The sequence below is a fragment of the Flavobacterium jumunjinense genome, assembly GCF_021650975.2.
GTDB lineage: Bacteria > Bacteroidota > Bacteroidia > Flavobacteriales > Flavobacteriaceae > Flavobacterium > Flavobacterium jumunjinense.
Map to the genome: position 1 here is coordinate 1,128,425 of NZ_CP091285.1, position 26,339 is coordinate 1,154,763.

The 26,339-nt window shown below is 31.2% G+C and carries 16 protein-coding genes; 8 read left to right on the top strand and 8 right to left on the bottom strand.

Annotation, left to right across the window (positions count from 1 at the left end; all coding sequences use genetic code 11):
* Positions 1 to 49 precede the first annotated feature (49 nt).
* Positions 50 to 2,281: a zinc-dependent metalloprotease gene (locus L2Z92_RS05195; protein ID WP_236457773.1), complete on the bottom strand. Its 2,232-nt coding sequence runs from the start codon at positions 2,279 to 2,281 to the stop codon at positions 50 to 52.
* A gap of 423 nt (positions 2,282 to 2,704) precedes the next feature.
* Between L2Z92_RS05195 and L2Z92_RS05200 the strand changes: the two genes are divergently transcribed.
* The 3 genes from L2Z92_RS05200 to bioB all read left to right on the top strand — a co-directional run bounded on the left by L2Z92_RS05200 (position 2,705) and on the right by bioB (position 6,232).
* The gene (locus L2Z92_RS05200; RefSeq protein WP_236457774.1) at positions 2,705 to 3,682 is read left to right on the top strand and encodes a bifunctional riboflavin kinase/FAD synthetase; all 978 of its coding nucleotides are present in this window, start codon (positions 2,705 to 2,707) and stop codon (positions 3,680 to 3,682) included.
* Entirely contained in the window at positions 3,679 to 4,977 is a 1,299-nt protein-coding gene (locus L2Z92_RS05205) for an HTTM domain-containing protein (RefSeq protein WP_236457775.1), read from the top strand. Before L2Z92_RS05200 ends, L2Z92_RS05205 begins: the two co-directional genes overlap by 4 nt.
* A gap of 169 nt (positions 4,978 to 5,146) precedes the next feature.
* Positions 5,147 to 6,232 carry a biotin synthase BioB gene (gene bioB / locus L2Z92_RS05210; protein WP_236457776.1) on the top strand — a complete coding sequence of 362 codons (1,086 nt, stop codon included), beginning with the start codon at positions 5,147 to 5,149 and terminating at the stop codon, positions 6,230 to 6,232.
* 79 nt (positions 6,233 to 6,311) lie between these two features.
* Here bioB and L2Z92_RS05215 read toward each other — a convergent pair whose 3' ends face one another.
* The 3 genes from L2Z92_RS05215 to L2Z92_RS05225 form a co-directional block, all read right to left on the bottom strand.
* Positions 6,312 to 7,700 (bottom strand): dipeptidase, encoded by a 1,389-nt coding sequence (locus L2Z92_RS05215; RefSeq protein ID WP_236457777.1) that lies wholly within the window; start codon positions 7,698 to 7,700, stop codon positions 6,312 to 6,314.
* A gap of 103 nt (positions 7,701 to 7,803) precedes the next feature.
* A complete protein-coding gene (locus L2Z92_RS05220; RefSeq protein WP_236457778.1) occupies positions 7,804 to 10,938 on the bottom strand; it encodes a hypothetical protein in 3,135 nt (1,044 codons plus the stop codon).
* A gap of 14 nt (positions 10,939 to 10,952) precedes the next feature.
* Positions 10,953 to 15,647, bottom strand: coding sequence for a choice-of-anchor D domain-containing protein (locus tag L2Z92_RS05225; protein ID WP_236457779.1), 4,695 nt, complete (start codon positions 15,645 to 15,647; stop codon positions 10,953 to 10,955).
* A gap of 106 nt (positions 15,648 to 15,753) precedes the next feature.
* On the opposite strand from L2Z92_RS05225, the gene L2Z92_RS05230 reads away from it, so the two are divergent.
* Together L2Z92_RS05230 and thiL are read left to right on the top strand one after the other, a co-directional pair.
* The gene (locus tag L2Z92_RS05230; RefSeq protein WP_236457780.1) at positions 15,754 to 16,230 is read left to right on the top strand and encodes a regulatory protein RecX; all 477 of its coding nucleotides are present in this window, start codon (positions 15,754 to 15,756) and stop codon (positions 16,228 to 16,230) included.
* 69 nt (positions 16,231 to 16,299) lie between these two features.
* Positions 16,300 to 17,349 carry a thiamine-phosphate kinase gene (thiL, locus tag L2Z92_RS05235; protein ID WP_236457781.1) on the top strand — a complete coding sequence of 350 codons (1,050 nt, stop codon included), beginning with the start codon at positions 16,300 to 16,302 and terminating at the stop codon, positions 17,347 to 17,349.
* 77 nt (positions 17,350 to 17,426) lie between these two features.
* Here the strand turns inward: thiL and L2Z92_RS05240 are convergent, their stop codons facing one another.
* A complete protein-coding gene (locus L2Z92_RS05240; RefSeq protein WP_236457782.1) occupies positions 17,427 to 18,968 on the bottom strand; it encodes a glycine--tRNA ligase in 1,542 nt (513 codons plus the stop codon).
* A gap of 60 nt (positions 18,969 to 19,028) precedes the next feature.
* Positions 19,029 to 19,859 (bottom strand): hypothetical protein, encoded by an 831-nt coding sequence (locus tag L2Z92_RS05245; protein WP_236457783.1) that lies wholly within the window; start codon positions 19,857 to 19,859, stop codon positions 19,029 to 19,031.
* Positions 19,860 to 19,920: 61 nt separating this feature from the next.
* Here L2Z92_RS05245 and L2Z92_RS05250 point away from each other — a divergent pair, with 61 nt between their 5' ends.
* Entirely contained in the window at positions 19,921 to 20,598 is a 678-nt protein-coding gene (locus L2Z92_RS05250) for a ComF family protein (protein ID WP_236457784.1), read from the top strand.
* 70 nt (positions 20,599 to 20,668) lie between these two features.
* Entirely contained in the window at positions 20,669 to 22,282 is a 1,614-nt protein-coding gene (locus tag L2Z92_RS05255; protein WP_236457785.1) for an Ig-like domain-containing protein, read from the top strand.
* Between the two features lie 32 nt (positions 22,283 to 22,314).
* Here L2Z92_RS05255 and L2Z92_RS05260 read toward each other — a convergent pair whose 3' ends face one another.
* A complete protein-coding gene (locus tag L2Z92_RS05260; protein WP_236457786.1) occupies positions 22,315 to 23,082 on the bottom strand; it encodes an amidohydrolase in 768 nt (255 codons plus the stop codon).
* Positions 23,083 to 23,184: 102 nt separating this feature from the next.
* On the opposite strand from L2Z92_RS05260, the gene L2Z92_RS05265 reads away from it, so the two are divergent.
* A complete protein-coding gene (locus L2Z92_RS05265; RefSeq protein WP_236457787.1) occupies positions 23,185 to 25,461 on the top strand; it encodes an aminotransferase class III-fold pyridoxal phosphate-dependent enzyme in 2,277 nt (758 codons plus the stop codon).
* A gap of 58 nt (positions 25,462 to 25,519) precedes the next feature.
* On the opposite strand, the gene L2Z92_RS05270 is transcribed toward L2Z92_RS05265, so the two are convergent.
* The gene (locus L2Z92_RS05270) at positions 25,520 to 26,281 is read right to left on the bottom strand and encodes a succinate dehydrogenase/fumarate reductase iron-sulfur subunit (protein ID WP_236457788.1); all 762 of its coding nucleotides are present in this window, start codon (positions 26,279 to 26,281) and stop codon (positions 25,520 to 25,522) included.
* Positions 26,282 to 26,339 lie beyond the last annotated feature (58 nt).

Here is a 26,339-nt window from a genome sequence, read left to right on the forward strand (position 1 = left end):
GAGCCACTTTTAGAGTGGCTCTTTCTTTTGTTTTGTAATTAACTAAAAATTATTCAACAACGACTCTTTTTGTTGTTTTATTATCTCCATCTGAAATAGAAACCAAATAAACACCAGATTGAACTTTTCCTAATTCAATATTCTGACTAAAAGTGCCTAAATTAGAGAATGACTCATCATAAACCAATCTTCCACTAATATCATGAACATTAACAGAAATACGATTAGAACTTGTAAACAGTTCAATATTAAAACTACCTTTATTTGGATTTGGATATAATTTAAAACCCTCAAATTCAAACGAATCTGAACTCAACGAACTAGATATTGAGAACTTCGTAGAGTTAACACTATAAAACAAATTATTTACAGCCTCAATTTTAATTCTACAATTTGTAGAGTTAATACCATTAGGTATTGTCAAACTCTCAGAACCATCATTAGGTGTACTAGCTGACAAGACAGTTGGAAAAGTAACACCATTATCAGTAGATAAACTAATCTTAACATTTGCAGTATTAACATTATTTGCAGTAGTTCCTGCAACATTCCATGTAAACATTTGATTAGATAATCCTGTATAAGAGATTCCAGTAGTATTTTGCGAAGTAACAACAAAAGGACCTGCCACACCACTTACCGTAACAACCATATCACCTCTACTTGTCTGTCCTCCTAAAGGACTTCTATTATCTCTTACAGTAAGTGCAAAATTCATTGTTCTTGCTACACTAGGCGTCACCTCCCAAGTAGGAACTAAATTACCAGCCACAACATTTGCCAAAGGTGGCATATAACGATCTGGAGAAACAGAAGGTATTCTAGATCTGTAATTTGGACCACTAGCAGCCGACTGAACTGGCGGTTGTGTTGAAATTTGTGTATCCGTTTGTTCCCAACAATAGGTTAATGCATCACCATTCACATCTGAAGCACTCCCTTTTAAAACAAAAGCAGTAGCTCTCGGGATAGTATAATTACCTCCTGCATTAACTACCGGTGGAGTATTTCCGCTTAAAACTGTATTTGCACAAGTGGAGTATGTATTAATCATATCAACCATTTCAGCAATACTTACTGCATGGAAATGAGCATCAGAATTACTTTGTACATTTGGACCACATATTCCAGCATAAGCCATTATAGTACTTCCGCTTCCAGGTTCAACAGCTGTAGAATTATTTCTATTATTCCCACAAGAATTATTAAACGTATGATTTGCTCCAAATTGATGTCCCATTTCATGTGCAACATAATCAACATCATAAGGATCTCCAACAGGAGCACCTGAACCAGTTATTCCGCTTGCTTTAGAAGGTCCATAACAAGGTGCTGGACCAGCTAAACCTCCACCTCCAGTACTAACCGTATGCCCAATATCAAAATTTGCTGCACCTGCTATCGCAGTAATTTGAGCTTGACTTTCATCAATCAATGCATTTGCATCGTTATTAGAAAAATTATCATTGTCAATAAAAATTAAAGGATCTTGATTAGCAATTAAAACCATACGCAATGACATATCTCTTTCATAAATACCATTAACTCTTGTCATTGTTACTGTCATTGCAGATAAAACTGCACCCTTCTTTTGAGCCAAAGTACCTGCACCTAAACCAGCTGCATTAACATGAAAAGCAGCATATTCAATCGTACAAGCCATAGCTAAACGAAAAGTTCTAAATCTTCCATCAGATGCTTTTTGAGCATTACTTCCTGATATCAAATCAGCTTTATTTAAACCTAATTCATCATTAACCAAACATTGAAAATGTCTTGATTGGGAAATATTTCTTTTATTATATACAATATAATTATTTTTATCCTTAGTGTAGGTATCAATATAAGAAACAGCTTCATCCGCAGAAAAAATCATTGCATGTAATCCAAAAACGGTAATACTAAATCTAACTGTATTACTTGGTCTATCAACCCCTTTACCAATATAAGACTTTATATTACTGTATCTTGCAGCTAATGCCTCTTCCATTATTGGAGCTTCAAATACCTTATAATTTTCTAATTCCCCATTAGAATTTGGAAAAGAAATTACTACATTAGACTCACTACTTATTATATCTACAGGTGCATTAGCCAAGTCCAATTTCAATCTATCTAAATTAATAGTAAAAAGTTCAAACTTAGAAGGCATATTAGCTCTTTCCATTTTTGGAAATGTTTTTAACTGCTCTTCGGAAATTTTTTCCCAAGAAGCTCTTTGTCCATAAATAGTATTTATTACTAAAATTAGAAAGAGCGACAGTAGTTTTTGTGTTTTCATATTTTAAATATTTAAATGTTAAAAAAAACAAAAATATAAAAAAGAGCTCTTATATAAGCTCTTTTCAATTTATATTTTAACGTTATAAAAATTTAAATACTAATCTTTTCGACCAATCATCAATATGGTCTTCAACAACAACAATATACATTGCAGATTAAAAACACTACCAGCTAAATACTTTCATTAAACAATGAAGAACTATTATACGCTTTATCAAAACTCTTCTACACTAATGCTCTGAACACAAAATCTAAAACAAGTTTAGTAGTAAAAATCCCTCGATTAAGATTTGGATAAATGACTAAACATTTCATAAAATTAAATTTTGAAAACACTTCTAAAACTTTACGTTTCATTAAAAATTAAAAGTTTCAAATCATATAAAAAAGTGGACTGATAAAATTATCAATCCACTTTTTTATGTCTAAAATTAAAATACTTACTTTTGCTATAAATATATTACCATTGAAAATTTACAATTCTATAAATTCTTTTAGTAACAAAAGAAAAACAGTAATAACTATCGGTACATTTGATGGTGTACACCTAGGTCATCAAAAAGTATTAAGTAAACTAAAAATTTCAGCATCTGAAAAAAATGCAGAAAGTATATTGTTGACTTTTTTTCCACACCCAAGAATGGTTCTTCAACAAGATTTAGACATAAAACTTCTAAATACTATTGAAGAAAAAAAGAATCTTATATCTAAATTCGGAGTAGATAATCTTATTATCCATCCTTTTGATTTAGATTTCTCAAGACTTACAGCAGAAGAATTCGTAAAAAACATACTTGTAGACCAATTGAATATTTGCAAAATAATAATTGGTTACGATCATCGTTTTGGAAGAAATAGGACAGCAACAATTACTGACTTAATTGCTTTTGGAGAAGAATACAATTTTGATGTTGAGCAAATTACAGCAAAAGAAATCGATGAAATTTCAATTAGTTCAACAAAAATAAGAAATGCTTTATTAGAAGGGGATATTGAAACTGCAAATAATTTTCTAGGAAATCCATATTCGATAGACGGAATTATAGTTGAAGGAAAAAAAATTGGTAGAACATTAAATTTTCCAACAGCAAATATAAAGGTTTCTGAAAGCTATAAATTAATTCCGAAAAATGGTGCCTATATTGTTTCTATAGAAATATCAGATAAAGAATACTTTGGGATGATGAATATTGGTACAAATCCAACAGTTTCAGAAGGCGAACAAAGTATAGAGGTACATATTTTTGATTTTAATGAAACTATTTATGGTAAAAATGTAAAAGTAAATCTATTAGAACGAATTAGAGATGAAAAAAAATATGATTCTTTAGATGATTTAAAAGAACAGCTTATACTTGATAAAAAAACATCTATTGAAAAAATAATAAAATACCAATGATTTCAAGTTTATCTAAACCAATTGATAATGCTGCTTTAATTGTATTTAGAATATTTTTCGGGTTTTTATTAGCCTGTGAAAGCTTTGGTGCAATAGCAACTGGTTGGGTAAAAAAAATACTGATTGATCCACAATTTACATTTTCATTCATTGGTTTTGAATGGCTACAACCACTATCTGGAAACGGAATGTATTTCTATTTTTTTATAATGGGAATTTTAGGAATCCTAATAATGATTGGATATCGTTATACTTACGCTATGATTCTTTACACCCTTTTATGGACTGGCGTATATTTTATGCAAAAATCTTCATATAATAATCATTATTACTTATTACTAATCATAAGTTTTATAATGATTTTTCTCCCTGCAAACAAATCATATTCATTAGATACAAAGCTAAACAATGTAGAAAAAACCAATTTTATGCCACAATGGATAAAATTAGTCTTCATAACCCAAATTGCAATTGTATATTTTTATGCTGCATTTGCAAAATTATATCCTGATTGGCTAGATGGAACATTTACAAAAAATTTACTCTCAGGTACAACCAACAATACATTAATCTTTGACCTCTTTAGTAGAAAATGGTTCTATATTTCCATTGCCTATACAGGAATCTTATATGATTTACTAATAATCCCTATGCTCTTAACTAAAAAGACAAGAACTTTAGCATTAATATCTTCATTAATTTTCCATCTATTCAATGCAATATTTCTACAAATTGGAATTTTTCCTTTTTTCGCATTAAGCTTTGCTCTTTTCTTCTATCCACCAGAAAAAATTAGATCGCTTTTTTTAAGAAAAAATAAAACAATTGTTATCGATGAAGCTGAAAAAACATTTAACTCAAAAATATTTTTATGCTTTTTTACCCCCTTTTTAATTATTCAATTATTATTACCAATTCGTCATTATTTCATAAAAGGCGATGTTTTATGGACAGAAGAAGGACACAGATTAAGCTGGAGAATGATGCTTCGAGAACGTAGTGGCTACATTTCATTTAAAATTATTGATAACTCCACAAATAAATCAAGTTATCATGATTACCATAGTGACTTATCTGAAAAGCAATCGAGACAGATTGCAACAAAACCTGATTTTATTTGGCAATATTGTCAAAAAATAAAAAACAAACATAAAGATCAAGACATTTCAATCTACATTACATGTAAAAATGCCATCAATCGAAAGGAATACAAAACCCTAATTGATCCAGATTATGATATGGCAAAAGCAAAATGGAATTATTTCACTCACAATGAATGGATTACAACCTACTAAAAACAAAACTTTTTTTATTTCTATTTTTCAAAAATACATAAACACAGTTATTTACAAAATATCCTACCTCCTTTTTTTTAAATAAATTACTTCAAAAAACAATAGATTTTCATTATTTTTTTAATGTTCTAAAGTAATTCGTTACTTTTGGCACATAAAAGAATTTGGTATGAATACGATTAGATATAATTGGACTAAAGAAGAAATAATTGCTTTATATAATAAGCCTTTAATGGATTTACTTTATGAAGCTTCAACAGTACATAGAGAATTCCATAATCCAAATGTGGTTCAGGTTTCTACATTATTATCCATTAAAACAGGTGGTTGTCCAGAAGATTGCGGATATTGTCCTCAAGCTGCTCGTTATCACACCAACATTGAAGGTAATGATTTAATGACTGTTTCTCAAGTAAAAGCACAAGCACTTAGAGCAAAATCCTCTGGATCATCAAGAGTTTGTATGGGTGCTGCATGGAGAAATGTAAAAGACGGGCCAGAATTTGATCAAGTATTAGAAATGGTACGAACTATTAACAAACTAGACATGGAAGTTTGTTGCACACTAGGAATGATTACAGAAAACCAAGCAAAACGTTTAGCTGAAGCTGGTTTATACGCATACAATCATAACTTAGATTCTTCTGAAGAATACTACAAAGAAGTGATTTCAACTCGTGGTTATGAAGATCGTTTACAAACAATTGATAATGTTAGAAAAACTAATGTTACCGTTTGTAGTGGAGGAATTATTGGAATGGGAGAAAGCGTTGGAGATAGAGCAGGAATGCTTGTTGCATTAGCTTCTTTAAATCCGCAACCTGAATCAGTGCCAATTAATGCATTGGTTGCAGTTGAAGGAACTCCATTAGAAAACGAAAAACCAGTTGAAATTTGGGATATGATTCGAATGGTTGCAACGACACGTATTGTTATGCCAGAAACTCAAGTTAGACTATCAGCTGGAAGAACACAAATGAGTCGTGAAGGACAAGCAATGTGTTTCTTTGCAGGTGCTAATTCAATTTTCGCAGGAGATAAACTATTAACAACTCCAAATCCTGATGTAAACGAAGACATGAAAATGTTTGAATTGCTAGGATTACAACCACAAAAACCTTTTATCAAAAAAATGCAACCTGAAACTGTTGAGGCACAAAATTCTCAATTTGAAACATTAGGTGAAAAACCAAAATGGACAAGACCAGGTCATGCCATTGACAGAAACTTAGAAGCTTCTGGAAAAGGAAAATAAGAGTTTCACTACTATAAAATAGTACTAGTAATATCAATAAAAAAATGCCATTCATCTGAATGGCATTTTTTTAATTTACTTATTTATTCATTTCGGTAAAATATTTATAAAACAAAGGAATAGTTTCGATTCCTTTTAAATAATTAAAGACTCCAAAATGCTCATTTGGCGAATGAATAGCGTCACTATCTAGTCCGAATCCCATTAAAATAGTTTTACTTTTTAATTCCTTCTCAAACAACGATACAATTGGAATACTTCCACCAGAACGAACTGGAATTGCAGGAACACCAAAAGTTTCCGTATATGCTTTATTCGCTGCTCTATACCCAACACTATCGATAGGCGTAACATATCCTTGACCACCATGATGTGGCTTCACAACCACTTTAACCGATTTTGGAGCAATACTTTCAAAATGGTTTTTAAACAATTCAGTAATATCTTCCCAATCTTGATTTGGCACTAAACGCATTGATATTTTAGCAAAAGCTTTACTTGCTATAACTGTTTTCGCACCTTCACCTGTATATCCTCCCCAAATTCCATTCACATCTAATGTAGGACGAATTGAGTTTCTTTCATTAGTAACGTAACCTGTTTCTCCATGAACATCTTCAATAGCTAAGGCATTTTTATATTTTTCCAAAGAAAATGGTGCTTTAGCCATTTCTGCTCTTTCTTCAACTGATAATTCTTCTACATTATCATAGAAACCAGGAATCGTTATATGATTATTCTCATCATGAAGAGAAGCAATCATTTTTGTTAATATATTAATTGGATTAGCAACTGCACCTCCGTATAAACCTGAATGCAAATCACGGTTTGGACCAGTAACCTCAACCTCAACATAACTTAAACCTCTCAAACCAGTAGTAATAGAGGGTTGTGTATTAGAAATCATTCCTGTATCAGAAATCAAAATTACATCATTTGCTAATTTCTCCTGATTACGTTCAACAAACCATCCTAAACTTTTTGAACCAACCTCTTCTTCACCTTCAATCATGAATTTCACATTACAAGGCAATGTATTTGTTGCAATCATATATTCAAATGCTTTAACATGCATATACATTTGCCCTTTATCATCACAAGCTCCACGGGCAAAAATAGCACCTTCTGGATGAATATCTGTAGTTTTAATTACAGGTTCAAAAGGTGGAGACGTCCATAACTCAACTGGATCAGCAGGTTGAACATCATAATGACCATAAACGAGAACCGTAGGTAAGTTTTTATCAATTATCTTCTCTCCATATACGATTGGATATCCAGGAGTTTCACATAATTCAACAAAATCGCAACCTGCTTTTTCTAAGCTAGATTTTACCATTTCCGCAGTCATTATAACATCATGAGCATAAGCACTATCGGCACTTACTGAAGGTATTTTTAATAATTCTATTAATTCTTGTAAAAATCGCTCTTTATTTTCTTGAACGTATTGTTTTATATTTTCCATTGTATTGTTTTGGATTGTGTCTCAAAGTTACAAAATATTATAATTACAAAAAAAATGAGCTGTTATTTCTAACAGCTCATTTCGATATTATTCTTATTCTTTATTAATAAATTGTCTTTTTTACGACTCTTTCACCACTAATCAATGTTATTTGTAGAACTAGAGCTGAGTTATTTTTAACAACAGTATCTATTATTAACTCTTGATTATTAACTTTTTTATTCTCATAAACTTTCCTTCCAAGAACATCAAAAACAATTACTTCTTGAACCTCTTCAGAAAGTGATTTTACTTGAATAGTTTCATTTGAGATTATTACAATTTGATTTTCATCTGTAATAAAACCACTATTAGATAAAGTAGCATCTTTATATTTTATCACAAACCTATCATTAAAAACACCTACAGTTGAATAAAAACTATAAGGAGAAACTTTTAAATTATGGGTTACATTTAAGTGCAAATCTTCTATATAAATATTTTGATTTTCGAAAAGTCCATCAACTTCATGTATACCTATTGAGTTTGTACCTGCTTGCGTTATTTTAACTCCAAAAGGCACTTTATCTTCATTATCAAAAGGAGTTGGTCTACCTTGTACACATAATTTATTATTATTTACAAGTGAATATATATTTGAGGCAGACGATTCTAATGCAACCGCATCATAATTTCTATCCTTTTGATAGGTAGCTCCTTCAACATAACCTAAAAGTGTTCTAATTGAATTATTTTCTGCTGTTACTAAATCTAACCAGACACGATTTTTTTCTTTCCCACCTGCATCGCTAGTTTTGAAGAATTGATCGTTATTATAACTTTTACTTCTCATTGCATTATTAAACACCACGCTTTGAGTAGCAGCAGGCCCATCGTTCATTACGACAAAGAAACCTTGCCCACCAGCAATTAACCCCCCAAAACTTCCAGAACCACTAATTGCACCCGTATTATTATAAACTATATAATCATTAATATTATAATTATAACCATATGTCCCATAGAATGGATTTGAATTAGCAGTTGACGGTGAAGTTGCATGTGTCCAAATTCTAACGGCTCCTTCTATATTTGAATTTGCATTAATAAAATCTGCCGCACTAATCGCAGAAGGGTATGGATTACCTAATAAATTCAAGTTATCATTTAAATTCGTAATGGTAACTCCATTTGTTCCAGCATAATCTGCACCAGTATAACCTCCACGAGTTATTGGAACATTAATAATCCCGTTATGTGGCACACCATTGAAATTAATTGAAAAAACATTTCTCAAAATATAACCAACACCTGTATTCATTGAGTTTCCAGAAGCATTTAACCAGTTACCTAATCCTCCATTTGAATTTGAAATATCTGGGTTCCAGTAGTAATAATGGCTTGAGCTCCCTAAAGTATGTGTACTAACCGGAGATGACCAGAAAACATAATCTAAAGCAACTCCCGTTGTATTTCTTGAATAAGTTATATTTCCTGTATTTACTCCTGCATTATTAATTTGCACTAAAGAAGCATCGTCAAACACATTAAAAACACCATTCACAGTTAAATTATTCTCAATAACAATATGATTGTTTGCCGCTACATTTAATGTTCTTCCAGAATTGATTATAAGAGAACAACATTCAAAACTTCCGTATGTTGCAGTATCATAATTCCCATTAATAATCACATATTTAGTTAAGTCAGGACTTCCGTTTGACCAACTTGAACTATGCCAAGTAGTACTATTTAAATTTACTGTAATTATTGATGAATTTCCACTTGTTCCACAAGGGCTAACCGCTCTAATTCTATAATATAAAGGTGTAACGTTTGCATTAGCAACACTCAAAGAAGTTACATTTCCAACATTTAAATTTTGATATCCCGCTACAAATGTGCCAGCTGAAAAACTTGAAGATGTAGCAACATCAACAATATACGAAGATGCATTTGCTTTAGCATTCCAGTTAGCAACAAAATTATTACATGAAATACTGGTTGCAGATTGTGCAGAAACATTGTTTGATGTCGTTGTTATAGCAACTGAATTACTAAAGAAATTACAAGAACCCACACTAGAAGCAGACGAAACGATACGTCTATAATACCTAACGACATCAGAAGACGTTGCATTAACTGATGCTGGTGTGTAATCTTCCGAAGTTGCTCCAGAAATAGAAGTGAAATTCATATTATCTGTTGAAACTTGCCATTGAAAATTAATTGTTGGATTTACCGAACTACCTCTATAAGGAAATGAAGTTCCATCTAATGTATTTGGAGTTGTATTATTACACACAACTGGAGTTGATGGTGACGCAACCGAATTAGAAGCATTATTAAAAGGTTGAATACTTAAATCAGCAACATTTTGCCCTCCATATTCATAATAGTCAAATATTAAATCTGCACTTCCGTCTAAGTAAACCAATACATTCGTATAATTAGTAGGCCCTTGTTGTCTCCATTCATCAAAAACTAAAACTCCATCATTATACAATCTAATTCCATCATCTCCTCGGAATCTTATTATATAACATCCCGCAGGTCTTGTCGATAACATTCTAAACCTAACAGCAAAAACTTCTGTTAATATGTTTGTTCTATTTACTCCATTTGACAAAACTGGAAAACATGCAGTATTTCCACCAAAATTTTCGGTTATGGTTTCTGATCCAACATTATAATATCCAACATAATTAGAAGTTAGAAAAGGTAGTGTATTTGAAGGAGAATTAGGTGAAGTTCCCCCAGGAGGAGGACTAGTACCAACCCAATTATAAACGTGCCCTATCCATTCATCTGTTGCGAAAGTGGTTTGACTATCTAAAGTATTTCCTATGGCTGTTAATTCAGCTGTTAAAGAAACATTAGTCGTGTTAGTCTGCGAACAAGTACCCGAAGCGATTACAACTTTTATTTCTCCGGAATAAGTTGCAGTCCAGTTTGTAATTGTTGCACCATTTGCACCAGAAGCATTTGCAAGTTGAGCATTCGTTGTAGCGTTATAAATATTTATATTTTCATTACTACCAGAATAAACATCACCAATACTAAATCTATAATTAAAACCTTGAACAACATTAACTCTAACATATTGTGTTGCATTTGTCGTAATTGTAATTGTACTATTCGGGTTGTTAATACAAAACATCTGTATTGATCCTGTTTGTGTATTCGAAGTAGGATAAGGACATTGTGAATTAGCAAATAGCGTTGCTAATCCAAATAAAACGGTTAATAACTTTTTCATTTCAAGAAGTCAATTTAATATAGAATTTTTTTAGTTACGATTTTATCATTCATCAGTTTAACTTGAACGATAAGAGCAGTATTATTCTTCATTAAATTATTTATATATATAGTTTGATTATTAATATTCTTTTTTTCATATAGTTTTCTACCAAGGACATCATAAACTGTAACTGCTTCAATATTCTCTAGGAGAGAGTTAATTTCAATGTTTTCATTTGAGACAACAACAAGTTGATTTTCATCATTAATAAAATCATCATTAGATAAAGCACTTCCTTTGTACTTTAAAACAAATCGATCATCGAAAACACCAACTGAAGCACTGAAGATATATGGACTTAATTTTAAATCATGGGTTATATTTAAATACAAATCTTCAACAAAAATATCTTGATTTTCAAACAACCCATCTACTGTATGAATTGCAATAGAATTAATTCCTGCACTTGCAATCTTAACTCCTAATGGTACTCTATCTTCTGTATTGAAAGGAAGTGGCCTTCCTTGAATACACATTTTCTCTTCATTAATTAAAGAATAGATATTAGCCGTTGTTGCCTGTATTCCAATAGCATCGTACATTCTATCCTTTGCATAAGTTGCGTCTGATTTATATCCAATTAAAGTTCTAACAGATTCGTTATTTACATCTATAAGATCCAACCAAATACGATGTTTTTCAATTCCGTTTTGGTTTTTATCAAAAGGTGTAGTTTTAAAAAACTGACTATTATCATACGTTCTACTTCTCAATGAATTATTAAACGTTACGTTTTCTGTAGTCGTAGTTCCATCATTCATAATGACAAAAAAACCTTGAGCACCAGCAATCAGTCCGTTAAACCCTGCAGGACCACTTGTAGTTCCAATACCATTATGAACGATATAATCATTTATTGTATAATTGGAGTTAAAATCACCATAAAACGGATCAGATATTGATGTAGACGGCAAAGTGCCATGAGTCCAAAGCCTAACTGCTCCTTCAATATTTGTATTTAAGTTTAAAAAATCCAATGCACTAATTGATGAAGGATATGGATTACCAATTAAGTTTAAATTATCATTAAATCGTGTAATTGTAACCCCATTCACACCTGAATAATCAGCACCTGTATAAGTACCTCTAGAAATAGGCACTTCAACTATTCCATTATGCGGTATTCCATTATTAAATGTAGCTGTATAGGTTTGAAAAGAATTATTGAAATTATTAGGTCCTCTAACAATATATCCTTTTCCGTTATTCATTGCATTTCCAGTTGCACCAATCCAATTACCAATTCCTCCATTAGAATTCACAATCGTTGGGTTCCAACTAAAGATTAGATTTGAAGGAGTGTTTGAAGAAATATTATCTATATTAAATCCAGTTACAGGAGAAGACCAATAAACATAATCCAATCTTCTCATCGAAGTTATTCTTTCATAGGAAATATTCCCTGTGTTTACTCCTGAATCATTCACTTGAATTAACGAACCATTATTTAAGACATTCAATGTTCCATCGACAATTAGATCATTATCAATTTGCACATAATCATTTGAAGAAACCACTAAATTACGAGTAGGATTTACAGTCAAATTACCTTTTGAAATTATATTGTTTGATGTAGCAGTGGTAAAATCATTGTCTAAAATAACATTTCCAAAAATTTCTGTACCTTCTGGAGCCACTGCACTAATTATTTGCGTTGCAGTCCCTTTAAAAATTACGGTACTATTTCCTTCTTCAAATGAAGTTTCATTAACATTATTTGTCCAATTCCCTCTTAAAAATATTTGACCATCTAAAGTAGCACTATTAGAATCGTCCATATCTAGCACACCTACATTGTCAATCAATAAATCTCCAAAAACTTCTAATCTATTATTTGAATCCCCTAGAATTTCAAGTCTACTACCTAAAATATTTAGATTATTAGCCATTGCTAAATCATTATATTCATCTGAATAATTTGAATTATAATTTATTTCCGCAACATTTATAGCTGATGAATTGATTATAACATCAGTTCCTGAATCTGGAACGGAAAGTCCTTCCCAGTTTGCACAATTAAACCAATTTGTATCAATTCCACCAACCCATTGCCCTGAAGGATTACTTGCGCCAATTTGAAATGTTTTACCAGCTCTAGTTACCGAATTACTTGTTGGGTCTAAAATATATCTTCCTGTACTTAATGTCCAATTATTTGTAACATCAGCAACAGCATTAATAATTTGATTTAAAGAAGCAATACCGTGTTGTTTATCATTTTCATAATAAGCACTTTCTGCACTTCCACTTATACTCTCAACATTGAAGCAAGTTAAAGAAGAAGGCAATCTTGATTCTCTAGGATTTGAGGACAATGATGAGCTCGATCCACTACAAGCATTTGCTAAAGGAACCCAAGCAGCCCTATTTGTTAATCCATGTAATAAATTACCTGACAAATAATAATTTGCCTCATTCAAATTAATAGTTCCATCTGAAACAAAACTACCTTGAACAAGATATATTTGGTCTGGTGAACTTGTTGAAATATTAGGAGAATTTAGAATACCTCCTACTATATTTCCTGAAAACTCAGAAGTTCTAACAGAAGATGTTGTTCCAGAAATAACTGAAACACTTCCAAACCAATTAGAAGACCCATTTGTTCTTATTTGAAAAATTGATCCAGCTGGAATTGTTGAAATTCCATTATATGTTATAGTCGCTTCGTAAGGTGCTTCGCTTGGATCGTCTCCTCCGCCTCCCCATTTATTTGTTCTTACACCTGCATTTGCACCTGCCTCATATCTTGCATTTACAATTGAAAAAATTGTTCCTGGCAAAACATCAACTAAAGTAGCTACTAAATATTCATCATCTGCTCCACTACCATTTACTTGGCCATCATACCCTACAAAAATAAGCTCTCCTGGACGAAAACTTGTTCCTCCTGTAGGAGAAGAAGAAGCAATAGCTAAAATGTCAAAATTATATAATGACTCGTTAGTATCGTCATTAGTGATATTAATTGTGTTTGTAAACAAACCAGACACTGCGCTATTAAAACGAACAGTAAAAAAAGTAGAATTCCCTGGTGTTACTATACTAATTGATGGCTGTGTAATAATAAATTCCTGAGGTAACGATGTATCTGTTAAAACAAGAGGTAACGACAAAGTTAAATCTGTTGTTCCATTATTTTCAATCACAAAAGTTTTAATAATATCTGTTCCTAATGTTGTTGATCCAAAATTAGTATTATCTAAAGCTGTAGGACTTGTGTCTCCATCAACAATTGACAATCCATTTCCTGTAACATTAATTTCTGGTCCTGATGGAGGTGTTCCACAAAATACATTTATATTCTGAAAATACCACGGAGAAGTAGTTGAAGATTGTTTTCTGAACCTTACATATACATTTGCAAAAGAAGTATACGCAGATAAATTAACTGTACACATTGTAGTACTTCCTGAAGTTGTATTACTATGATCATATGCAGCAACAGTTGTATATGTTCCTCCTTGAGTTGTTGTAGAAACTTCAACATACATTGTTTTTAAACTAGAATTCCCTGTTCTTCTCAAATCAAACGTTAAAGAAGTTGGATAAGACACCGCTAACGTTGTTAATTCTCCAGTATGTGAAGCAAAACTTACTTCATTAGATGCATAACTAACATTTGTGTCTAACCAACCAGATGGCGTACTTGTAAAATTAGCTTGATCCAAACAAGGACCAGAACTTACTGTTAAATTAGCAACAGATGATATCACAGAGCTACAAGGAGAATTACCTGAAATTATAACTCTATATTGATAACCGTTCATTGATAATATTGAAGCGGTTGTTGTATAGCTATTCGTATTCGTCCCTATATTAGACCAAGAACTTCCACTATCTGTAGAAATTTGCCATTGATATGAACCTACATTATTTGCCACAACATCAAAAGTAGCTGTTGCTCCTATTGTCGTGGATTGACTAATTGGTTCAGTTGTTATAGAAACTGGATTAGAAACTGATATCATTTGAGAAACCACACCACTTGACCAACAAGTACCATTGAATATTCTCACATAATAAGTTTCTGATAAAGTAGCCACAAAAGATGTTGTTGTTGGAAAAGTTGTATTTGTTCCTGTGGCGCTTGTTTGCCAATAGGCTGATGCGCTTGGAAACGAATAGTCCAACTGAGCAGAACCACAACTTGCAGTAGCTATTATATTTCCTGTTGGATCTGCTGGTGCAATACAAGCTGTATAAGTAGTCCAAGAAATATCATCAATTTTAATTTGAGCCCCTGAAGTTCTTAATTCTAAACTAACATTTCCAGAAACATTAATTAGCTGATTATAACTTATTATTGAATTTGATGTAGGCGATACAGTTATTGCACTTCCAACTTGCGTACCATTTACCCAAACCTCAATACTTCTAGAACTTGTTCCTGTAAAAGCTCTAACATAAGAAAAACTCAAAGTTCCCATTCCACCATGGTAAATTGGAGAAGAAATGGTTCCTGAATTATTTGTACAAATAGCGTTTGAATTTATTGTCTGATCTGTCCTTGCTGAAGTTGCATTCCAAGTAACACCATCAGTTCCGATCCATGTTCTTGATAAATAGCTAGAAGAACTCGTTGTGGTTAGATTTGAAAAATTTTCTAAACCTTGCGCACATGCAAAATACCCCATAAACAGGGTGAATAGTAATCTTAATCTCATTGGTTAATAACTTTAAGACTTGGTTAATAGTTTTAAAATAGCTGCGAAATATAGTAAAAAATATTCTATTATAAGTATTTTTGTACACTAACAAAATGTTAATAAATTGAGTAACAAAGTTTTCACAAAGAACGAATTGCTTTCTAAACTAGAGTACTATTGCTCTTACCAAGAACGCTGCTATAAAGAAGTTGAAGAGAAATTATTTTCTTTAAGAGCCACTGATTCTGAAAAAGAAAGCATCTTAATACACTTAATTGAAAATAACTACATCAATGAAGAACGTTTTGCAAAAAGTTTTACAAGAGGAAAACACAATTACAAATATTGGGGAAGAAATAGAATTAAAAACGAGTTAAAATTCAGGAATATATCTTCAAAAATAATAGAGATTGCCTTACAAGAGATAGACAGTGAAAGCTATATTAAAATATTTCATGATATTGCAGAAAAAAACTGGGAAACTATTAAAGAAAGAAAAGGACCAAAAAAAAATAAAAAATTTGTAGATTTTTTACTTCGTAAAGGTTTCGAAAACGATCTCATTTATGATAAACTAAATGAATTAAACAAAAAAGAATAGAACATCCTTATTTTTTTTCTTTTCTAGAATCTATCCTATCAAAAAACTATCTTTGCAAAAAAGAAATCCATGTTAGAAGATAAAAACCAGAAAAAGACAAGCATAGCTGAATTAGGAGAATTTGGTTTAATAGAACATTTAACTAAAGATATACAAATAACACAAGAATCGACAATTAAAAGCATTGGAGATGATGCAGCTGTTCTTGATTTTAATAACAAAAAAGTAGTTGTTTCTACCGATTTATTAATTGAAGGAGTTCATTTCGATTTAGCCTACATGCCTTTGAAGCATTTAGGTTACAAAGCCGTTGTTGTTAACATTTCGGATATTTGCGCAATGAATGCAACTGCAACTCAAATAACAGTCTCTATCGCTGTTTCTAATCGATTCCCATTGGAAGCGTTAGAAGAATTTTATGAAGGTGTGAAATTTGCCGCTAAAACTTACAATGTAGATATTGTTGGAGGAGACACAACTTCATCTCAAAAAGGATTAGTTATTAGTATTACCGCAATTGGAGAATCTAATTTAGATGATATCACTTATAGAAGTGGAGCACAACCAACCGATTTATTAGTTGTAACTGGTGATGTTGGTGCTGCTTACATGGGATTACAAGTTCTAGAAAGAGAAAAACAAGTTTTTCAGGTAAACCCAAACAACCAACCCGATTTAGAACAATATTCCTATTTAATCGAACGTCAATTAAAACCTGAAGCAAGAAAAGACATTAAAGAATTACTATCAAAACTAGAAGTAAAACCAACTTCAATGATTGATATTTCGGATGGACTTTCTTCTGAAGTATTACATATTTGCAAACAGAGTTCTGTTGGATGTAATCTATACGAAGACAAAATCCCTGCTGATCCACAGTTAATCAATGTTTGTGAAGAATTCAATATAGATATAACTACAATTGCATTGAGTGGTGGTGAGGATTACGAATTACTTTTCACTATTAAAATGGAAGACTTTGATAAGATTAAAGCGAACCCAAATTTCTCGATAATTGGACATATGGTTGAAGAAAAAGAAGGAGTTCACTTAATTACAAGAGCCAATACTAAAATTAAATTAAAAGCTAGAGGCTGGAATGCTTTGAGCGAAGACTAAGAACATTGATACCAAAAAAAATAAAGCCCGATTTTAAAATTAAAATCGGGCTTTTATATTTAAGTTTTTCAAAAAAACTACATCTTCATTAACCAGTTTTTCATTGAAACTTCATCATTAATAATTTTTCCTAGTTCATCTATAGCAACTCTTTGTTGCTCCATAGAATCTCTGTGACGAATAGTTACAGTATTATCTTCTACTGTTTGATGATCGACAGTAATACAAAAAGGAGTACCTAAGGCATCTTGTCTTCTATAGCGTCTTCCAACAGCATCTTTTTCATCATAAGCCACATTGAAATCCCATTTCAAGTTTTCAATTATACTTTTAGCAATTTCCGGCAAACCATCTCTTTTAATTAATGGTAAAACGGCTGCTTTTGTAGGAGCTAAAACCGATGGCAAACGTAGAACTGTTCTTGTAGAACCATCTTCTAAGATTTCTTCTTGTAATGCTTTCGAAAAAACGGATAAAAACATTCTATCTAAACCAACAGAAGTTTCAACTACATAAGGAACATAACTAGAGTTAGTCTCATTATCAAAAAACTGTAATTTCTTACCTGAAAACTCTTCATGTGCTTTCAAATCGAAATCCGTTCTAGAGTGAATACCTTCTAATTCTTTAAATCCAAATGGAAAATCAAATTCAATATCTGCAGCAGCATTTGCATAGTGAGCCAATTTCTCATGATCATGGAAACGGTAATTCTCTTTTCCTAATCCTAATGATAAATGCCATTTTAAACGTGTTTCCTTCCAAAACTCGTAATAGTGCATTTCTTCTCCGGGTTTCACGAAAAACTGCATTTCCATTTGTTCAAACTCACGCATTCTAAAAATAAACTGTCTTGCAACAATTTCATTTCTAAATGCTTTTCCAGTTTGAGCAATTCCAAATGGAATCTTCATTCGTCCTGTTTTTTGAACATTCAAAAAGTTAACAAAAATACCCTGAGCTGTTTCAGGACGTAAATACAAATCCATTGCAGTATCTGCTGAAGCTCCAATTTTAGTAGCAAACATTAAATTAAACTGACGTACTTCTGTCCAATTCTTAGAACCAGAGTCAGGACAAGCGATACCCAATTCTTCAATTAATGATTTCACATCTGCAAGATCATCATTCTCTAATGAGCGCGCCAGACGTTGTAAAATATCATTTTTTTGTTTTAAATAACCTTTAACGCGTTCATTTGTTGTAACAAATTCTTCTTCATTAAAAGCTTCTCCAAAACGAGTTTTTGCTTTTACGATTTCTTTTTGCGCTTTTATATTTATCTTTTCAGCATAATCTTCAATCAAAACATCCGCACGATATCTTTTTTTAGAATCTTTATTATCTATCAAAGGATCACTAAAGGCATCAACGTGTCCAGAAGCCTTCCATGTTGTAGGATGCATAAAAATTGAAGCATCTATACCTACAATATTTTCATGCATTTGAACCATTGACTTCCACCAATATTCACGAATGTTCTTTTTTAACTCTACCCCGTTTTGTGCGTAATCATATACTGCACTTAAACCATCATAAATTTCACTAGACGGAAAAATATATCCGTATTCTTTAGCATGTGAAATTACATTTTTAAAAAAATCTTCCTGTTTTGCCATAGCACAAAAATAAAAATAGGTTTCTAATAAAGAAAAGAAATTGAAGGAATAATTTAAAGTTTATTCATATTCGAAAATTGTAGAGCCAATTTTCGAGAAAGAATTGTAAATATTAATTATATATTTACCTTTTATTGTTTTGTTCGACTCTAAATTTACATAGGCACAAACATCTAAATCTTTCTGATTATAAAGAGCATCAACCTTAGCACTGTAAAGTAATTTTATATCATTTAATGCAATCGAAGTGTCTTCTGCAGAAATAATTTGATTTTTAGGATTCACAACTTGTATATAGATATCTTTATTGCCCTGTCTGATAAACTCGTTTCCTTGAAGAGTGAAACAAACTCTAATCTGTTGAATTTTTCGTTCTCTTTTCTTAGCATATAAATCTGACAAAATCTTCACGCCTCTTGCCGTAACATTCAAAGCAGATAATTTATCGTGTCTTATTCTCTTGTCATTACTTTTGATTGACTCTAGTTGATCTAATGATTTTTTGTTATTTTGAATTCTATCATTAATTTCAACGATATTTTCAGAATCCTCACTAATCGCATTTTTCAACCTTTCAATCTGACTTTCTAAACTTTTATTTTCGTTTTTAGCATCGAAATTATTTTCAAAATTATTCGAACTTTCAATTGCTGATTTAATCGCTTCTTCAACTTCAATAAGTTCTGCTTCTTCAATTGTTGAATTCAACGAATCGTATTTTTTTAATATTTCATCAAATTGATTTTGGAGCAATTTATTCTCTGTTTCTGCTCTTTCAATATATGCTTCATGCTTAACGCAAATATCATGATATCCTAAAAAAGAAAAGAAGACTATGACTGTAAATATTGCCATAGATATTTTTAGAATATTTTTTTTATTTAGCGTCATTGAGAGTATTTTTCATTAAATTAAATAAATTTATACAATGTTTTAACTTATAATCGTCAAAATGCTTAAAAATCTGTTTAAATTATTATTTCCAACTTTATGTGATGGTTGTAACTCACTTCTGATTAAAAACGAAAAAATTCTCTGCACAAGCTGTGTTCATAATTTGCCTTTTACGAATCATCATCTTACAGACAATAATGAAACTAAAAATAAATTTTACGGACTAATTGATATTGAATTTGCCTGTTCCATGCTTGTATTTTCACATGATGGGATAGTTCAAAAAATGATTCATCAACTTAAATACAAAAACAGACAGGAGATTGGAAATTACCTTGGAAAACTTTACATTCCAGAAATTAAAAACAAAATTATCACTAACAAAATCGATTATATAATTCCTGTTCCACTTCATCCCGAAAAAATGAAGAAAAGAGGTTATAACCAAGTAACTACTTTTTGCGAAACACTATCTAAAGAGCTTGAAATTCCATACAATTCTGAAATTTTATTCAGAAACAAAAATACTTCTACCCAAACAAAGAAAAACAAAGAAGAAAGACAAGCCATCAATTTAAAATCGTTTGAAGCTAAAACAGACATTGAGTTCCAAAACAAACACTTTCTACTTGTTGACGATGTAATAACTACGGGTTCAACTATAGAATCTTGCGCAAAAGCATTATTAAAAATCCCTAATACAAAAGTTAGTATTATTGCCATTGCCTACACATAATCATAAAAAAAACAAAAAATTATGTTTACATTAAATATAGTTGTTATTTTGTGATGATTTTCGAATAAAGATGAAAAATATATATTTAATTTTACTCCTATTAGTCATTGGCACATTCACATTTATAACGAGTTGTGCTAAAAGAGGAACCATTAATGGTGGCTCAAAAGACACCATTGCACCAAAAATTACTTCAAGTTCTCCTGATAATTTCAGCACCAATTTTTCAGGTAAAGAAATTAAGATTTATTTTAATGAACTCATTAAAGTAAAAGACATAAACAAGCAGTTAATTATTTCTCCACCATTAGAGAAAAAACCACTTATTATTCCACAAGGAAGTGCAAGTAAATTTATCTCAGTAAAATTATTAGACGAACTAAAACCGAACACAACATATAGTTTTAATTTCGGACAAAGTATTACTGACAACAATGAAGGAAACCCATATTCTCAATTTAAATATGTGTTTTCTACAGGAACCTATATTGACTCATTGGTTCTAGCTGGAAGAATTAAAGATGCTTACGAACAGAAACCTGATAATTTTGTATCCATCCAATTATATGATGCAACTACATTTCAAGACTCTACTATTTACAAAGAAACACCTCTTTATGTTACTAACACATTAGACAGTTTAAAAGTATTTGCGCTAGAAAACCTAAAAGCTGGTGAATATAGAATAATTGCATTAAAAGATAAAAACAACAATTACAAATACGATCCAAAATCAGACAAAGTTGCATTTATAGATGAATCTATCACTCTTCCAATTTTCAACACCATTTATGAACTCGAATTATTTAAGGAAAAACCCGAATTGAAATTTGACAGACCAATTCAGCAGTCGAACAATAAGTTCTTTATTGGTTTTCAAGGTGACGCAAAAGACGTTAAAGTTTCTGCAAAAATGGGCGAAGAAGAAATTCCTTTTCGAATTACTCGATATCCAGAAAAAGAAAGAGATTCTCTTCAATTGTTTTTCCCTATCTCTAAACCTGATTCTCTTGTAATAACTGTAGAAAAAGGAGAATATATCAAATCCTTTAAGACGAAAATCAAAGAACTAAAACTTACCGATTCGCTAGACATTAATCCTACTCAAAGTAATTTAAACTTCAGAGATTCATACAGTTTAAAAACTAAAACACCTATAAATACTATAGATAAAAGCAAAATAATCCTTTTAAACAAAGATTCTTTAGCTATTCCTTTCGAATACAATTATGATGAATTTGAACAAAAAATAATTTTTGATTTCAAGAAAGAAGAAAGTCAAAAGTATCAAATTGAATTATTACCTGGAGCAATAACCGATTTTTACTCTACTCAAAACGATTCGCTACTTTTTACATTTAGTACGAAAGCACTTTCCGACTATGGAAACCTAAATGTCACTGTTAAAAATATTGACCGATTTCCTTATATCTTAGAAATACTTACAGATAAAGGAGAAATAATTGCAAGAGAAGCTAGAAACGATGACCAACCTATATTTTTCGAATCTATTGAACCTCGAATTTATACTCTTAGAGTCATCTATGATGACAACAAAAATAACATTTGGGATACTGGAAGTTATTTAGAAAAAAGGCAAGCAGAACAAATTATTTATTTCCCAAAAGGAGTAGATGTTAGAGCCAATTGGGACGTTGAACAAGAATTTGATTTAGAAGAGTAATTATTCTTCTAAATTAAATACACTATAAATCATTACAATTCTATTTTAAAAACATCTTTATCATTCAAGAAATTTAATTTATTTCTTGTTTCTTGCATTTCCTCTTTATTAATTTCAACTATAAAAATTCCCTGTTCATCTTTGCAATTGATTATTTCATCTCCTAAATAGTCGTTGACTTGAGAACTTCCAATATATTCCATACCATTAGCATCTAAACCAATACGGTTTACTCCAATCACGTAAGAAAGATTCTCTATCGCTCTTGCCTTCAACAAAGAATTCCATGCGTTGATTCTTGGTTTTGGCCAATTAGCAACATAAATCAATAAATCATAGTTCTCTACATTTCTACTAAAAACTGGAAAACGAAGATCGTAGCAAACCAAAGGACAAATTCGCCAACCTTTATACTCAACAATTAATTTTTCAGTTCCTTTTTTATACACTTTCTCTTCTCCTGCCAAAGTAAACAAATGCCTCTTGTCATAATATTCAATTTCACCATTTGGAAAAACAAAAACAAGTCGGTTAAAATAATTCCCATTTTCTACTATAACCAAACTACCTATTATTGCACTATTTTTATTTTTAGCATTGAATTGCATCCATTGAATTGTTTCTCCATTCATTGGTTCTGCAACATTTTCCGTATTCATTGTAAAACCAGAAGTAAACATTTCAGGCAAAATTAACAACTCGTAAGAATTATCACAAGAATCAATATATTCTTGAATTAGGTTTCTATTTTCTTTTGGACTTTCCCAAACAAGTTTAGTTTGAAATATAGCTATTCTCATTTTTATTCAAATATTACAGGATAAAAGTAGAAAAAATTAGTCTAAATCAATTGCAAAAACTATAATTTTACTTTACTAACTAAAACAACACACAATTCCACAATGACAACAACAATTCAGAGTTATCTCTCGGAGGAGATCAATTCCATAATACAACTTGGAGGTTATGACAACCTCAATTATCTCATTAAAACTAATACTTCAAAATATATTTTAAAAACATATCCATACAATGAAGATACGTATGATTTATTGACTGAAGAAAACAGAGTTTTAACTCATTTACAAAACTTTAAAGACACAGAAACTCCACACCCAATCAAGTTTAACAACAATGAAACCTTATTAAATATCAATATTAATAATGAAGAAAGAATTTGTAGACTTTTGTCATATATAGAAGGACAATTTTTAGGAGAAACAAAAATAAACTCAGAAGAACTATTATCTTCATTAGGAAAAACTATTGCGACATTAAATAATAACTTAAAAAAATTTAAAAGTTATTTTTACAAAAGTCGAAAATGGGAATGGAACATTGAAAATCTATATTTGAATAAAAAATATTTAGACGATATTGACAAAGTCGAAAACAAAAGAGTTGCTACTTATTTTATAGATCAATTTGATGCTAATGTAATTCCAAAAGCTGAAGAACTAAGAAAAAGTATTATTCACAATGACATTAACGAATGGAACGTCTTAATTAAAGACAATAATATCTCTGGAATAATAGATTTTGGAGATGTAACTTATTCTTTCACAATAAACGAATTGGCAATTGCAATTATTTACGCAACGTATAATAATGAAACCTATCTTACCAATGCGTTGTCAATAATTAAATCATACCATGAAGCAAAACCGTTAACCAATATAGAGATTGATTCTTTATATTATATAATTGCTGCACGATTAGTGATTAGCGTTTGTAATTCTGCGCACGTTCGAAAAACGAATCCAGAAAACGACCACGCATTCATTAGTGAAGAAAAAGCTTGGAAAATGCTACATTATTTAGTTGCAACAAACCCAATTTATTTCTCAAATACAATTAAAGAAACTCTTGGATTCAAAATAAAAACACTTCCAAATATCGAGCAAGTAAAAGAAAAAAGACACCAACACCTCGCTAAGATATTATCTGTCAGTTACAAAAAACCTATTTATGTTGAAAAAGCTACATTTCAATATATGTATGACGCTTATGGAAACACGTTTCTAGATGCCTACAACAACATTCCACATGTTGGACATTCGCATCCTAAAGTCGTAAAAGCGGGACAAGAACAGATGGCTAAATTAAACACCAATACTCGATATTTATATGAAATTCTAAATATTTATGCTGAAAAATTGCTGTCAAAATTCCCACCTTCTCTTAGCAAAGTATTTTTTGTTACTTCTGGAAGTGAAGCAAATGATTTAGCAATTCGAATGGCAAAAAAACATACTGGACATTCGAATGTTATGGTTGTAGAACACGGATACCATGGACACACCCAAGCTGACATAGATATTAGCGACTATAAGTTCAATAATCCAAAAGGACAAGGTCAAAAAAAGCATGTAGTTAAAACTATAATTCCTGATACCTATAGAGGTCGGTTTACAAAAAACGATGGTACGGCTGGAAAACAATATGCAGAAATTGCTATAAATGACATAAAAACCAGTCCTAATAAAATCGCTGCCTTCATTGCTGAACCAATAGTGGGTTGTGGTGGACAAATACCGCTAGCTAAAGGCTATTTAAAACCCGTTTACGAAGCAATAAGAGCACAGGATGGAATTTGTATTAGTGACGAAGTACAAACTGGATTTGGAAGACTTGGAGATCATTTTTGGGGCTATGAGGCGGAAAATGTTATTCCAGACATGGTTGTTATTGGAAAACCAATAGGAAACGGACATCCAATGGCTGCAGTAATATGTACAGATGAAATTGCAGATTCGTTTAATACTGGAGTTGAGTTTTTTACTTCTTTTGGTGGAAACCCTGTTTCTTGTGCAATAGGACTAGCTGTTTTAGAAGTAATCGAAGAAGAGAATCTACAAGAGAACGCAAGAATTATTGGTAACTATTACAAAGAAGAATTCGCCCTACTACAAAAGAAATTTCCTTGTATTGGAGACATTAGAGGTTCTGGGTTATTTTTAGGTTTTGACATCATTAAAGACAATACAACAGAAGCTGACACTGAATTAGCACATCACATTAAAAACGAATTAAGAGAAAGAAATATTTTAATAAGTACTGATGGACCCGCTGATAATGTTTTAAAAACAAAACCACCATTAATCTTTACAAAAAAAGATGTTGATATTGTAATTCAAAATACTAAAATCATATTAGAAAATCATTACAACGAAAAATAGGAAACAAAAAAACGCATTCATTTCTGAATGCGTTTTTTGTAATGTATTTTTTTTAAAACTAGATAATACTAGCTTTTAAATATTCTCTATTCATACGAGCAATATTTTCTAATGAAATTCCTTTTGGACATTCGATTTCACAAGCTCCTGTATTTGTACAGTTACCGAATCCTTCTTCATCCATTTGACGAACCATATTAAGAACACGTTGCGTTGCTTCCACTTTACCTTGAGGTAACAAAGCATACTGAGAAACTTTGGCTCCAACAAATAACATTGCAGATCCATTTTTACATGATGCAACACATGCTCCACATCCAATACAAGCTGCAGCCATAAAAGCTTTATCAGCATCATCTTTAGGAACAGGAATAGAATTTGCATCAATTGTATTTCCTGAAGTATTTACAGAAACGAAACCACCAGCTTGTTGAATTCTATCAAAAGAAGTACGGTCTACAACTAAATCTTTAATTACAGGAAAAGCTTTACTTCTCCATGGTTCGATATAGATAGTATCCCCATCTTTAAATTTACGCATGTGTAATTGACAAGTTGTAGTTCCAGTTTCTGGACCGTGTGATCTACCATTAATATATAATGAGCACATTCCACAAATACCTTCACGACAGTCATGATCAAAAGCAACAGGCTCTTTTCTTTCGTTAACTAACTGCTCGTTTAATTGATCTAACATTTCCAAAAACGAACTAGCTGTAGAAACATTATCTAATTTATAAGTTTCTATACCTCCTTTTGCATTAGCATTTTTTTGACGCCAAATTTTTAAGGTAATATTTATATTTTTAGCTGAAGACATAATCTTGTTTTTTAGAGTGACTAGCTTTTAGTAAATAGTGATAATTCAAAATACACTT

Coding starts and splice junctions, on each gene's coding strand:
- L2Z92_RS05240 (WP_236457782.1), bottom strand. CDS start 18,968: ATGGCAAAACAGGAAGATTTTTTTAAAAATGTAATTTCACATGCTAAA.
- bioB (WP_236457776.1), top strand. CDS start 5,147: ATGAATACGATTAGATATAATTGGACTAAAGAAGAAATAATTGCTTTA.
- L2Z92_RS05245 (WP_236457783.1), bottom strand. CDS start 19,859: ATGACGCTAAATAAAAAAAATATTCTAAAAATATCTATGGCAATATTT.
- L2Z92_RS05265 (WP_236457787.1), top strand. CDS start 23,185: ATGACAACAACAATTCAGAGTTATCTCTCGGAGGAGATCAATTCCATA.
- L2Z92_RS05205 (WP_236457775.1), top strand. CDS start 3,679: ATGATTTCAAGTTTATCTAAACCAATTGATAATGCTGCTTTAATTGTA.
- L2Z92_RS05260 (WP_236457786.1), bottom strand. CDS start 23,082: ATGAGAATAGCTATATTTCAAACTAAACTTGTTTGGGAAAGTCCAAAA.
- L2Z92_RS05200 (WP_236457774.1), top strand. CDS start 2,705: ATGTCTAAAATTAAAATACTTACTTTTGCTATAAATATATTACCATTG.
- L2Z92_RS05215 (WP_236457777.1), bottom strand. CDS start 7,700: ATGGAAAATATAAAACAATACGTTCAAGAAAATAAAGAGCGATTTTTA.
- L2Z92_RS05250 (WP_236457784.1), top strand. CDS start 19,921: ATGCTTAAAAATCTGTTTAAATTATTATTTCCAACTTTATGTGATGGT.
- L2Z92_RS05195 (WP_236457773.1), bottom strand. CDS start 2,281: ATGAAAACACAAAAACTACTGTCGCTCTTTCTAATTTTAGTAATAAAT.
- thiL (WP_236457781.1), top strand. CDS start 16,300: ATGTTAGAAGATAAAAACCAGAAAAAGACAAGCATAGCTGAATTAGGA.
- L2Z92_RS05255 (WP_236457785.1), top strand. CDS start 20,669: ATGAAAAATATATATTTAATTTTACTCCTATTAGTCATTGGCACATTC.
- L2Z92_RS05270 (WP_236457788.1), bottom strand. CDS start 26,281: ATGTCTTCAGCTAAAAATATAAATATTACCTTAAAAATTTGGCGTCAA.
- L2Z92_RS05225 (WP_236457779.1), bottom strand. CDS start 15,647: ATGAGATTAAGATTACTATTCACCCTGTTTATGGGGTATTTTGCATGT.
- L2Z92_RS05220 (WP_236457778.1), bottom strand. CDS start 10,938: ATGAAAAAGTTATTAACCGTTTTATTTGGATTAGCAACGCTATTTGCT.